Here is an 11,545-nt window from a genome sequence, read left to right on the forward strand (position 1 = left end):
CCATGCCCGCGGGAATCGCGGCCGGATGATCTGCGTTCCCATTGCTGGAGGATAGACAAATGACTGCAACCTTGGTGGCCAAGGAACTTGCCGGTGGTCACGGCCACCGCACACTCTTTTCCAAGCTTTCCCTCACAGTGGCGCCCGGCGACGTAGTGGGCGTGGTGGGGGCCAACGGCGCCGGCAAATCAACGCTGCTTCGTATCCTGGCCGGCGTGGACCAGCCCCAGGAAGGCAGCCTCAGCCTGGCACCCTCGGATGCCTTTGTGGGATGGCTGCCGCAGGAACACGAGCGCACGCAAGGTGAGTCCATCGCGGGCTACATTGCGCGCCGCACCGGTTGCGCCCGGGCCACGTCGGAGATGGAAACCACCGCCGAAGCGCTCGGTTCGGGGGCTCCCGGCGCAGATGATGCGTACTCCCTTGCCTTCGACCGTTGGATGGCCTCCGGTGCTGCCGACCTGGAAGACCGCATTCCCGCTGTACTGGCGGACCTCGGGCTCGACGTCGGAGCCGACGCCCTGATGACCGGCCTCTCCGGCGGGCAGGCGGCCCGCGTGGCGCTGGCCGCGCTGCTGCTGAGCCGCTTCGACGTGGTGCTCCTGGACGAACCCACCAACGATCTCGACCTCGACGGACTGGCACGCTTTGAAGCCTTCGTTCAGGGTTTGCGTGGGGGAGTGGTCCTGGTGTCCCACGACCGCGAATTCCTGGCCCGCTGTGTCACCACCGTTGTGGAACTGGACCTGGCCCAAAACTCGGTGGCAGTCTACGACGGCGGCTACGAATCCTTCCTCGAAGAGCGCGCCGTCGCCAAGCGGCACGCCCGTGAGCGCTACGAGGAATACGCCAACACCAAGGCCGACCTCGTCTCCCGCGCCCGCACCCAGCGTGAGTGGAGCTCCCAGGGCGTCCGGAACGCCATGAAGAAAAACCCGGACAATGACAAGATCCGTCGCGCCGCCAGTACTGAATCCTCCGAGAAACAGGCGCAGAAGGTCCGCCAGATGGAGTCCCGTATCGCCCGGCTCACCGAGGTGGAAGAGCCCCGCAAGGAGTGGCAGCTCCAGTTCAGCATCGGCCAGGCACCCCGCTCAAGTGCCGTCGTCGCAACCCTGCGTGACGTCGTCGCCCGGCAAGGCGACTTCACGCTGGGGCCGGTCAACCTCCAACTCAACGGCGGGGAACGGATCGGCATCACCGGACCGAACGGCGCGGGCAAGTCCACGCTGCTGCGCCTGCTGCTGGGGACACAACAACCGGACGACGGCGAGGCCTCCATGGGAGCTTCGGTCGCCATCGGCGAAATCGACCAGGCACGTGGACTGCTCGACGGCGGCCGGCAGCTCGGTGACGCCGTGGAAGCTGTGCTGGCGGACTGGAACAGCGCGGACGTCCGCACCCTGCTGGCCAAGTTCGGACTCAAGGCGGACCACACCTCCCGCACCGTGGACTCGCTGTCCCCGGGTGAGCGGACCCGTGCTGCGCTCGCCTTGCTGCAAGCCCGCGGCGTGAACCTCCTCGTCCTGGATGAACCCACCAACCACTTGGACCTGCCCGCGATCGAACAGCTCGAAGAGGCGTTGGAGAGCTACGAAGGCGCGCTCCTGCTGGTTACCCACGACCGCCGGCTGCTGGAAAACGTTCGACTCGATTCGCGGTGGCACCTGGACAACGGACAAGTCCGGGAACTCCACCACACCACAAACCAGGAGAAGTAACGCATGAGCATGGACGGCGTGGCCTGGAGCTCGCTCTACAAAATCACCCGGGCGCAGAGCGGCTCCAAGCCGTTCTCCAAGGAAACCCTGAAGAGAGTCCTGGCTTTCGCGGCCCCGCACAAGGGCAAGCTCATTGCCTTTGTGATCGCGTCCATCGCCGGGGCCGTACTGGCCGTGGCCACGCCGGTGCTGGCCGGCCAGGTTGTAGACGCCATCATCGCCAATGCAGGTGTGGGAACCGTGGTCTGGTTGGCCGTGCTCATCGCGATTGTTGCTGTTGGTGAGGCAGGAGTGGGACTGCTGACACGCTGGCTCTCCTCCACGATCGGCGAGGGTGTCATCGTGGACCTCCGCACCCGGGTGTTCGACCACGTGCAGCGCATGCCCATCGCGTTCTTCACCCGGACACGGACCGGTGCCTTGGTGAGCCGTTTGAACAACGACGTCATCGGTGCCCAGTCCGCCTTTGCGGGAACCCTGTCCGGGGTGGTCAGCAATGTGGTGGCTTTGGCGTTGACCCTTGCCGTGATGCTCAATACTTCCTGGCTGGTCACCGTCCTCGCCATGGTGCTGCTGCCTATCTTCCTGATCCCGGCACGGCGCATGGGTTCAAAACTGGCCGATCTCCGACGCGAGGCAGCCGCCCACAACGCAGCCATGGGTACCCAGATGACGGAGCGCTTCTCCGCACCCGGTGCCACCTTGGTGAAGCTTTTTGGCCGGCCGGACGAGGAATCGCGCGAGTTCGCTGCCCGGGCCGGACGCGTACGGGACATTGGTATCCGGACCGCCATGCTTCAGTTCACGTTTGTCACGGCTTTGACCTTGGTTTCGGCGTTGGCATTGGCTCTTGTGTACGGCCTCGGTGGTTGGTTGGCCCTCAGCGGCCAGCTCGCTCCGGGCGACGTTGTGGTCCTGGCGCTCCTGTTGACCCGCCTCTACGCCCCTTTGACGGCACTCTCCAACGCCCGGGTGGAGATCATGAGCGCGCTGGTCAGCTTCGAGCGCGTTTTCGAGATCCTGGACCTGAAGCCACTCATCACGCAGAAGCCGGACGCCGTCGAGGTTGCTCCCGGCCCGGTTGCGGTGGAGTTTGACGATGTCCGCTTCTCCTACCCGTCGGCGGACAAGGTGTCCTTGGCATCCTTGGAGGAAGTGTCCACCCTGGACACCCGCGGGGGCGAGGAAGTGCTGCACGGGATCAGCTTCCGGGTTGAACCGGGCCAGACTGTGGCGTTGGTAGGTTCCTCCGGTGCCGGAAAGTCGACCATCGCCCAGTTGTTGTCCCGCCTGTACGACGTCGATTCCGGAGCCGTGCGCTTCGGCGGCCACGGACCGAAAACGGGCACCGACGTCCGGGACATCACCTTCGATTCGCTGCGTGACACGCTGGGCATGGTGACCCAGGATGGCCACCTCTTCCACGAAACGATCGCCTCGAACCTGCGCCTCGCCCGGCCGGATGCCACCGACGAGGACATGTGGGACGTGCTCCGGCGTGCGCGGCTGGAGCCCATGATCCGGTCATTGCCCGATGGTTTGGAGACCGTGGTGGGGGAGCGCGGCTACCGGCTCTCCGGTGGCGAGCGCCAACGGCTTACCATTGCCCGTTTGCTGATCAAGCAGCCCCGCGTCGTGATCCTGGACGAGGCTACGGCAGCGCTTGATTCCACCAACGAAGCTGCCGTTCAGGCGGCCTTGGGCGAGGCGCTCGAGGGGCGTACCGCCGTCGTGATTGCGCACCGCTTGTCCACCATCCGTGCCGCGGACGCGATCCTGGTGGTGGAGGATGGCAGGATCGTCGAGCGCGGCACCCACAGCGGGTTGCTCGCGGCGGACGGCCGTTACTCTGAGCTGTACCGGACCCAGTTCGCGGAGGCTACGGCAGTGGCCCAGGAAGCGGTCCCGGAGCTGTAGACCCAACTGGGTAACAGCAAACGTTCCACTGGCACCTCAGTGGAGCGTTTGCTGTTACTTACTTGGGTGCTGCGAGGGCGGGCAGGACGTGGTCCGTCAGGAGCGGGGCCAAATCTGCGGGCAGGGGTGCGTCGAGGTCGAGCCAGCGGATTTCGGCTATTTCCGCAGAAGGGTGCGCCTCCCACGTCCCCGGGGCCGTGAAAACGGTGGCCTCGATGGTGGTCTCGTCCTCGTTGGCGGCGATGGCATGCCAGACGCCCAAGGGTTCCAGATCCTCCGGGGCCACCTCGATGCCGACTTCCTCGAAGAGCTCCCGGGACGCCGCCTGGGCAGCTGTTTCTCCGGTCTCGGGCTTTCCGCCGGGGTGCATGAACTTCTCCGTGCCGCGTTTTCGGACGGTGAGGAGCTGACCTGCCTGGTTGTAGACGCAGACGGCGCTGACCACGATCACGTTCATGAATTCCTCCTCAGGTGCGATTCCAGCAGCAGGTCCTTCGCCGGGCCCCGGACGTCCCAGGTGAAGCTGAACGCGTCCGGCCCCTCCCACAGGTAGTTGACGCGGTAATCGTCCGGATCGCACCAGTGTTCGTCCTGGTGGCCCTGCTCCGTGAAACTCATGACATGGAAGGGCCGGCCGTCAGGAAAGAACACGTCCATGGACTCCGGGCTGCTGCCCGGCCTCAGGCGGTATTCGCGGAAGGCGGGTCCCGAGTGGGTGGGCCAGTGCATGGTTCCGTCTTCGCGGTAGTCCAGCCCGCCGTCGGGGTTCTCTTGATAGCGCACGACGCCGGTGAAGGAACCTTTGGTGCCCGTGGCGCGGTCCAGGAGTGTCCGCTCCACCACCCAGCTGCCGGCCAGGTAGGCCCGCAGGTCCGGGGTGGGCTGCTGATGGTTCAAGTGCCCTCGATTGGAATCGAACCAACGACACCGGCTTTAGGAGAGCCGTGCTCTATCCACTGAGCTACGAGGGCCTGTGTCCGCGGCTTGGAATCCCACTGCTGGAGCTCGAGGGCCCGGACACGACTACAAGCATACAAGCTGCCGGGGCGCTGCCCGAACACCGCTAGGCTGGCGGTCATGGAAGGGCATCAGATTGCACCTGCGCAGGCCGGGGGGTTCCTCCCGGACATCCGCAGTACCAGGGCGAACATCGGTGGATGGGCCCAGTTGAGCGTGGTCCAGTATTTCGTGGCGGAGGCTGCCGTGATCGAGGCCTGGGCCGGTCCTGAGGCCTACAGCAGGGCCACCGGTTTCATCAGCGACCTGGGGGCTGTTTCCTGCGGCGTGTACGAGGACCGGGCCGTGTGTTCGCCGTTGCACTGGCTGATGAATGCGTCCTTCGTGGTCCAGGGCCTGGCCTTGGTCCTTGGTGCGCTCTTCCTGACAGCAGGGCTGTTGTGCGTCGCGGCAAGGCCGGGGATCCAGGCGAGGCGTTTCCGCGAGGTTTACGGCAGTGCGGCCCGGGCCAGGGTATTGACGGTGCCGTGGATCCTGGCCGTCGCTGTCCGGATCCTGACGGGAGTGGCGGGGCTGGGAACGGTGATTGTTGGCCTGGTGCCGGAAGACGTGGGCTCACCGTGGCATTTCGCCGGTGCCCTCATGTTCTTCATCGGCGGAGGATTTGCTTTGCTGATGCTGGCCATACTGTGGCTCCGGCAAACTCCCGTCAGCTGGTTCCTCGCTGCATGCGCGGTGGTCTGCCTGGGCGCGCTGGTGATTGGCGGCGTCACTGGAATGGACGTGCCGCAGCCTGGGACCCTGGAACGCCTCATGGGCTATCCAGTGACCATAGGCCTGGCAGCCGCGGGCTTGGTGATTGCCCAGCGCGTGCGGACGGAACGCAAGTCGCTCAGGGCCGGTTGAGGAAGTACTCCCGGAATTCCTCCAGCGAGGAATCACCTGTGTAGCCGAGGGCACGGGAGCCCACCGACACCGAGTCATCCGGTGAAAAGATACTGATCGCGAAGGATCCGTTGGCCAGTGTCGTCGTTTTTTCGAGCATCGCCGGCAACGCTTTGTCCAAAGCCTCGGCAAGTGAGGCTTGGTCGGAGCCTGCCCCTGTCAGCTTTGCGGTGATGAAGTTTCCGGACGTGTTCATGTTTATGTGTACCTGTGCACTCTTGACTCCGGGCGCCGACATCGCCGCATCCTGCATTTCCTTGCTGAGCCGTTCCGCTTTGGACGGGCCACCCACACCGCACGCTGTGATGCCGAGCAGGAACAACCCAATGATCAGTACTGATGCAATCGGCCGGGGAAGTTTGCTCAAGATCATTGCTTTCGGGAGATGCCGGACACGGTTGAGGACACCTGGCTTGCGTCGTTGGTCAGGAACTGCTGGGTGGAGTCCTTATGACTGTACTGGTTGATGGGACCGCCGCCCTCCTGGCGCGTTACTGAATCCACGTAGCTATTCGAATCGTGGTAGCCGATCCCCGCGAATCCGGGGTCGATATCCGGATTGGGCAAAGTGACCACCAAGGCGTTGTTGTCCCGGCTCATCGAGACACCGCCGGGCAGCATGGTGGCATCCGCCAGGTCCACCCTGGGAACGGGATCGCCGGAGTGTTGCAAGGCCAGCACATCGATGGACGACGGGATCGGGGCCGAGTCCACCGGCGAGCCGTACGTGACGACGTTGGTCACGTTGAACCTGTCCGTGAAGCCGCTGTCCGAAGCCAACGCCGTGGCGATCATTCCGCCCTGGGAATGTCCTGACAGCATGACCGGCGCTCCCGGCGGAATCCCGGCTTTCTCCATGGCCATGCTGACGGCTTGGGCGGCCGTCGACAGATTCCCGCCAGCGAGTTCAAGGTTTCCGGTGAGGTCCGTGGCGTTGGCCGCGCCGTCGGGCATCCAGCGCGTGGTGCCCGGAATGCTGACGATGCAGGCTGGCGGGCTGCCTGGTTTTTCAACCGTGGTGATCCTGATGCCGGTATCCTCCGTACCGTCCTTGCCCGCGTCGGAGTACGCGGCGTCCGTGGCCGCAAGGATGGCACTGACGCTTGACGGAACCGGCGTGACAGCTCTGCCGTTGGCATCTGTTTCGCCGGGCGTGCCCACCGTGAGCGGAACGGGGTTCCCCGCCACCGGCCGGCCGTCATCCATCAGATGCGGGTTCTGGAAACCGAAACTGGTCACCGTCGCGGCGGTGTTCAAAGTTGCCGCCAGGAACAGCACGCCGTTGGACGCCAGCTGGATGATCGATGGTGGTTCGCCCGATGTCAGCCATCCCCAGCCCATGTTCACCAGGTCACCGACGCGGGTGACACGGTTTTCTTCGGCATCCATCAGGTTTCCGATTGGGAGCGGTGCCAGGTCCTGGGCGAGATGCCACATGCTCGAGGCGGTACCGGCCAGAGTGCTGGTGACCTGGCCAAAGCTGGTCCACAGCCCGCCCGCATCGTCAGCAGCAGCATCCAGCAGCCGGTCCAGGGTTGACGTTCCAGCGGTACCGCCTGATGTGGTGCTGGCGGCCAGTTGCTCCTCAATATTCCGTTGCACGGCGCGCGAGGCGGCTTCAAGCGCATGTCCGGCGGCGACGAGTTGGCTGCGGTAGGCCTTCCAATCCTGGGTGAACCGCTGCCCGTCGTCGCCGTGCCACTCCACAGTGGCAATGAGCGGCGTGAGGCTGCCACTCAGGTCCAGCAACCGTTGGCTGCTGTGCTCAAATTCCCTGCTTAGGCGCCGGCCATCCTCCACATCCATTCCGTACAGGCTCATGCGCGCACAATCCCTTTGCCGCTGCCTGTGACGACGCTGGCAAGGTATTCACGGGCGCCCAGGAGGGACCACGCGAACCCGCTTGCGATGTCGGTTGCTGGAACCGGCACCAAGGATGCCATGGGACCTTCTGCGCTCGTTGCTTGCACGCAGTACAGCCGGTCCGCCACGCCCCAGATCTGCCGGCGCAGGTAAGGCCGGGAACCATGTTCCGTGGCGCGGGGAATCGCCGTCACCTCAAGGTGGATAGTGCAGCCGACGTCGGCTGCGGTGGGCTGGGGATGGTCGTCAGGGGAGTCAAACGGCGGGGGCAGGTCCGGAAAATGGCGGCTGAGGGACGCCCAAGCGTCTTCCTCCCGGAAGAAGGAAACCTCGACGGCGTTGCGGACTTCCGTTGCCGCTACACGTCCCGCTTCGGTACCGAAGCGGCGGCGATAGGAAACGCCGACGCCCCGCCCGCCGGCCAGGCCGACGTCTGTGTGGACCGACTCCAGCGTGTCCCCAAACCGGGCCGTGTCCCCAAATTGAACAACGCTGGACGCTTTCAGCGGTGCCGACGCCGCAAGGAAGACCGCCAGCACCCATTGCTGTGACATCACCCCGCGGGCATCGAGAATGCCGGTGCTGAGGAGTTCCTCCGCAATTGCCGGTGTAACGTCACCCTGCGCCTGCAGGGAAGCCTGGTAGGCGGAAAGGTCTGCGTCCTCGCTGTCCATCGCTTCGGCAGCCTTGCGGACAGTTGCTGCCCAAGCCAGACCGCTGATCTCAACGACGTTGAGCCTGGAACCGGCTCGAATTTCTCCCACGAATTTCCCCCAATTCACTCCGCACGCCCGGAACCTGGCGCCAAGCCTCACGGTATCGGCGGGGGATCGGGTGGGGAATGGGGAGAAGTGCCCGGACTGGCCGGGCGCGGGAGACGGCTCAAACAGCCGTGATCAGGCGGCGCGCTTCTTTCCCAGGAACACGGCAACCACACCGCACACCAGGCTCACCAGGAAAAGTACCCACGACGCAACGGTGACCGCAGACGCCACGGCGACCGAGCCGGCGTCGGGCGTTTCCGTTGCCAGCACCGAGTCGATGGCGACGTTTGACCACAAGTGGGCCACCGCAAAAAGCAGGGGAGCGGCCCACATGGCCCAGCGCCAGGACTTGCGGGCCACGTTGGTGCCGATGAGCAGCAGCCAGCTGAAGCCAAAAATCAAGGGAAACAGGGTGCCTGCGGTCTTGTGGACGTAATTGAGCTGGCCGCGGGCGGAGTCGTCCATGGCAGTGTGCAGTTGGGCGATGTAGTCCTGGGAGAAACCGCCGATCAGGGAGTCCGGCATTGCAAGGCCGCCGGAGAGCTGCGTCATCTGGTTCAGGGTCAGCAGGTGCAGGTACCAGAAGAGGAACAAGCTGGCCACGACCCCCGCGATCACGATCAACTTGGAGTTGCTTTGCGCCTTCTGCGGCGTGCGCTGCGTGGTGGCGTTGATGACGGGAGGCAGCGAGTGATCGGGAACCACTGCCTTTGCTCCGTGCTTTTTGATGCGCTGCGCTGGTGTCTTGGCCATGTCATTCATTATCCCGCCACATAAGCTGGACACATGACCACCGGCAGGCACACCGCAACTGAACTCGATCCGTCACTCGATGACTACCAGCTGGCCAGCGCCCTGGTCCGCGAAGCAGGGCAGCTGGCGTTGCTCATGCGGATGGGCGGGCTGCAGGGCGAACGCAAAACCTCAATTTCCGACGTCGTCACCGCCGCGGACCACGCCGCGGAGGCCTACGTCCTGGACCAGTTGCGGCGCTGCAGGCCCGAGGACGGGATCCTCGGCGAAGAGGGAGCCTCGGTAGCCGGGACCAGCGGACGGACCTGGGTGATCGACCCCGTGGACGGCACCTACAACTTCCTGCACGGTTCCACGTACTGGTGCTCCGCCATCGCCTTGAAGCGGGATGACGCAGACCATGGCGGCAACCCTGTAGCGGATCCGTCGGTCCTGCTTGGCGCCATCTACCAGCCCGAACTGGATAAGCTGTGGCTGGGCGGCGAAGACCAGCCGGCCACGCTCAACGGCGAGCCGATCTCCGGTTCCGGCGATGTGTCCGTTGCCGAAATCTCTGCCGCCACCTACATCCACCCCACCTGGCTCGCGGACCCCCGCACAGCCATGCCCTGGCACGCCGCCGCCATCACCGCAGCGTCCCTGCGGATGTTCGGCTCCGGCTCGTGCGACCTCGGCCGGGTGGCCGACGGCGAACTCGGTTGCTGGTTCCAGCACAGCTGCCCCGAATGGGACTGGCTCCCCGGCAAGGCGATCGTGCGTGCAGCAGGCGGGGACACCGCCGTCGTCAAGGTCAACGGGATGAACTGGTTCGTTGCAGGAAGCCCGACGGCGGTCCGCGAGTTGGGCGCTGCCCTCACCTCGGTTCCCCAGTTTGCTTAGTAGCTGAACAGCTTGCTTAGTAGCCGAAGGGGGCGTTAACCCCTTCGGGTACCCCCGCGGCTGAGCCCCCGAACTGCTTGTTATTTTGCAGCGGGGGGCGCTTGCCCCCACAGTCTCAGCTGCAGAACAGCCCTGTCCTGCAGCGTTCGCAAGGGGGAATACTTGAACAGCAAGAGCAAGCTGTGGCCCACTGCCGTGGGCGTCACAGCGGTATCGGCCCTGGCCATCGGCCTCGTGGCCGCACCGGCGGCAAACGCAGCACCCACCGACGTCATCTCGGTGGGCAGCGGACAGATCATCGACGGGTCCGTCCTGACGCTTCCGAACTTTGCCAGCCTGGCATCCAACGGAGCAGCAACTGCCCAGCAGATCGGCACCCCGCCGTCCGGCCCGGCAGTCATTGAAAACAACACTCCGCTGGACCTCAGCGCCGTGTTCGGCGTCGTCAACGTGGGCGCGGGCAACATCCCGCTCCTCCAGAACAACGGCATCATCCAGGTCGGGGCTGTGAGCCAGTATGGCAAGGCAGTAAACGACGGTTCTTCGGAAGCGTTCTCCGGTACTGTGAGCGGCGCCCCGGGCTTGGTGACCTTGCCCGGCGGCCTCCCGACCTCCGGCGATCCTTCCATTCCCGCGGCCCGCATCAATGTCGGCACTGCCGGCATCCTGGGTGGCACGGACCTGGTCAACGTGAACCTCCAGGTGGCTACCCTCGCGGCAGCAGCAAAGAAGGACCAGGGTGCAGCACCCCAGGGTGCATACTCCGTGGCCGGCGTCTCCGCTGAAGTTGGCGGCACGGTCATCGGCGGCGTCGCCGGCACCATCAGCACCGCCATCAACACGGCCAACGCCATCCTGACCCCCTTGGGCGTCACGGTGGCCAACCCGGTAGCAGGTGGAACCATCTCCATCACGGAAGCTGACCTCCTGGCTGTTGCCGGCGTCGCTGACCTGAACTCCCTGCCGGCCGGCACAGACCTGATCTCCTTCCTGCCGCAGGCTGTTGCCAACAAGCTGACCTCCGTTGTTAGCAGCACCCTGGCAACCGCCACGACTGCCGTGAACGGCCTCGGTCCGATCGCTCAGATCGTCGCCGGACCCGCCCTCGCCGCTTTGACCACAACCTTGAACGGCGTCACCGGCGCCCTCGCCAGCAGCATTGTGGCTCCCTTGAGCACCGCGCTGACGGCCCTGGTTTCGGCCAAGGTCAACGTCCAGGAAACCGCACCGTCAGGCGCCTTCACCCAGCGCGCCCTGCAGGTTGCAGTCGCCGGTGGCTCCATCGCCACCGTCAACCTGGCAAACGCAACGGTTGGCCCCAACCTTGACGCAGCGGCGATCCCGCTGGTCAACACCGACACCATGGCGATCACCGGTGGCGTGGCCCTCCTGGCACTGCTCAGCTGGCTGTTCGTCCGCTCACGCCGCCGCACCGCGGTTGCCGCTGCCTGATCGCTCCGGCGACCAAGCAACGGCGAAAGGAGAACTGTCAATGTACGGCAATAACTGGACTGCCGGCGGCACGGCCGCAGGCGGTACCACGCTGGCTGTCACCGGTGCCCCAACCCTCGGTTGGGTCATCCTGGTGGGGGTTGCCCTGCTGATCACCGGCTTTGTGGTCCTGCGCAACAGCAGGCTCAAAGCGGCAAAGCGGGGAACCGATCCCAACGCGTAATACCATCGGCGGGACGGCTCTTCACGGGCCGTCCCGCCACCCCCATTTTTCCCGGGCCTTCCCGCCCTCGC

Annotated in this window: 12 protein-coding genes and 1 tRNA gene; 6 read left to right on the forward strand and 7 right to left on the reverse strand. The window is 65.1% G+C overall.

Translation table 11 applies throughout. The features are described from left to right. Positions 1-59: 59 nt before the first annotated feature. A complete protein-coding gene (locus ACFUOZ_RS07095; protein WP_377546158.1) occupies positions 60-1,721 on the forward strand; it encodes an ABC-F family ATP-binding cassette domain-containing protein in 1,662 nt (553 codons plus the stop codon). 3 nt (positions 1,722-1,724) lie between these two features. Further along, on the forward strand, positions 1,725-3,638 hold the full coding sequence (locus tag ACFUOZ_RS07100; protein ID WP_377546160.1) for an ABC transporter ATP-binding protein: 1,914 nt from the start codon (positions 1,725-1,727) through the stop codon (positions 3,636-3,638). 58 nt (positions 3,639-3,696) lie between these two features. On the opposite strand, the gene ACFUOZ_RS07105 is transcribed toward ACFUOZ_RS07100, so the two are convergent. The 3 genes from ACFUOZ_RS07105 to ACFUOZ_RS07115 all read right to left on the reverse strand — a co-directional run bounded on the left by ACFUOZ_RS07105 (position 3,697) and on the right by ACFUOZ_RS07115 (position 4,609). After that, on the reverse strand, positions 3,697-4,095 hold the full coding sequence (locus tag ACFUOZ_RS07105; protein WP_377546162.1) for an NUDIX domain-containing protein: 399 nt from the start codon (positions 4,093-4,095) through the stop codon (positions 3,697-3,699). Next, entirely contained in the window at positions 4,092-4,535 is a 444-nt protein-coding gene (locus ACFUOZ_RS07110; RefSeq protein WP_377546164.1) for a DUF6314 family protein, read from the reverse strand. The genes ACFUOZ_RS07105 and ACFUOZ_RS07110 overlap by 4 nt, the downstream gene beginning before the upstream one ends. A gap of 1 nt (position 4,536) precedes the next feature. Beyond that, positions 4,537-4,609 (reverse strand) — tRNA-Arg (locus tag ACFUOZ_RS07115). A 106-nt stretch (positions 4,610-4,715) separates the two neighbouring features. Between ACFUOZ_RS07115 and ACFUOZ_RS07120 the strand changes: the two genes are divergently transcribed. After that, entirely contained in the window at positions 4,716-5,501 is a 786-nt protein-coding gene (locus ACFUOZ_RS07120) for a hypothetical protein (protein WP_377546166.1), read from the forward strand. Here the strand turns inward: ACFUOZ_RS07120 and ACFUOZ_RS07125 are convergent. The 4 genes from ACFUOZ_RS07125 to ACFUOZ_RS07140 form a co-directional block, all read right to left on the reverse strand. Then, the gene (locus tag ACFUOZ_RS07125) at positions 5,488-5,913 is read right to left on the reverse strand and encodes a hypothetical protein (RefSeq protein ID WP_377546168.1); all 426 of its coding nucleotides are present in this window, start codon (positions 5,911-5,913) and stop codon (positions 5,488-5,490) included. The two genes, ACFUOZ_RS07120 and ACFUOZ_RS07125, sit on opposite strands and share 14 nt — an antisense overlap. Then, complete coding sequence (locus ACFUOZ_RS07130) at positions 5,910-7,361, reverse strand: hypothetical protein (protein ID WP_377546170.1); 1,452 nt, start codon at positions 7,359-7,361, stop codon at positions 5,910-5,912. The genes ACFUOZ_RS07125 and ACFUOZ_RS07130 overlap by 4 nt, the downstream gene beginning before the upstream one ends. Beyond that, positions 7,358-8,167 carry a hypothetical protein gene (locus ACFUOZ_RS07135; protein ID WP_377546172.1) on the reverse strand — a complete coding sequence of 270 codons (810 nt, stop codon included), beginning with the start codon at positions 8,165-8,167 and terminating at the stop codon, positions 7,358-7,360. The genes ACFUOZ_RS07130 and ACFUOZ_RS07135 overlap by 4 nt, the downstream gene beginning before the upstream one ends. 132 nt (positions 8,168-8,299) lie before the next feature. Continuing rightward, entirely contained in the window at positions 8,300-8,920 is a 621-nt protein-coding gene (locus tag ACFUOZ_RS07140) for a hypothetical protein (RefSeq protein WP_377546174.1), read from the reverse strand. Positions 8,921-8,953: 33 nt separating this feature from the next. On the opposite strand from ACFUOZ_RS07140, the gene ACFUOZ_RS07145 reads away from it, so the two are divergent. From ACFUOZ_RS07145 to ACFUOZ_RS07155, 3 genes are all read left to right on the forward strand, one after another. Next, positions 8,954-9,799 (forward strand): inositol monophosphatase family protein, encoded by an 846-nt coding sequence (locus ACFUOZ_RS07145; RefSeq protein ID WP_377546176.1) that lies wholly within the window; start codon positions 8,954-8,956, stop codon positions 9,797-9,799. Positions 9,800-9,961: 162 nt separating this feature from the next. Beyond that, positions 9,962-11,251: a choice-of-anchor G family protein gene (locus ACFUOZ_RS07150; protein WP_377546178.1), complete on the forward strand. Its 1,290-nt coding sequence runs from the start codon at positions 9,962-9,964 to the stop codon at positions 11,249-11,251. 40 nt (positions 11,252-11,291) lie between these two features. Continuing rightward, entirely contained in the window at positions 11,292-11,474 is a 183-nt protein-coding gene (locus ACFUOZ_RS07155; RefSeq protein WP_144662665.1) for a peptidase, read from the forward strand. Positions 11,475-11,545 lie beyond the last annotated feature (71 nt).

This window comes from Paenarthrobacter sp. NPDC057355 (assembly GCF_042667405.1).
GTDB lineage: Bacteria > Actinomycetota > Actinomycetes > Actinomycetales > Micrococcaceae > Arthrobacter.

Coding starts and splice junctions, on each gene's coding strand:
- ACFUOZ_RS07095 (WP_377546158.1), top strand. CDS start 60: ATGACTGCAACCTTGGTGGCCAAGGAACTTGCCGGTGGTCACGGCCAC.
- ACFUOZ_RS07100 (WP_377546160.1), top strand. CDS start 1,725: ATGAGCATGGACGGCGTGGCCTGGAGCTCGCTCTACAAAATCACCCGG.
- ACFUOZ_RS07105 (WP_377546162.1), bottom strand. CDS start 4,095: ATGAACGTGATCGTGGTCAGCGCCGTCTGCGTCTACAACCAGGCAGGT.
- ACFUOZ_RS07120 (WP_377546166.1), top strand. CDS start 4,716: ATGGAAGGGCATCAGATTGCACCTGCGCAGGCCGGGGGGTTCCTCCCG.
- ACFUOZ_RS07125 (WP_377546168.1), bottom strand. CDS start 5,913: ATGATCTTGAGCAAACTTCCCCGGCCGATTGCATCAGTACTGATCATT.
- ACFUOZ_RS07130 (WP_377546170.1), bottom strand. CDS start 7,361: ATGAGCCTGTACGGAATGGATGTGGAGGATGGCCGGCGCCTAAGCAGG.
- ACFUOZ_RS07140 (WP_377546174.1), bottom strand. CDS start 8,920: ATGGCCAAGACACCAGCGCAGCGCATCAAAAAGCACGGAGCAAAGGCA.
- ACFUOZ_RS07145 (WP_377546176.1), top strand. CDS start 8,954: ATGACCACCGGCAGGCACACCGCAACTGAACTCGATCCGTCACTCGAT.
- ACFUOZ_RS07155 (WP_144662665.1), top strand. CDS start 11,292: ATGTACGGCAATAACTGGACTGCCGGCGGCACGGCCGCAGGCGGTACC.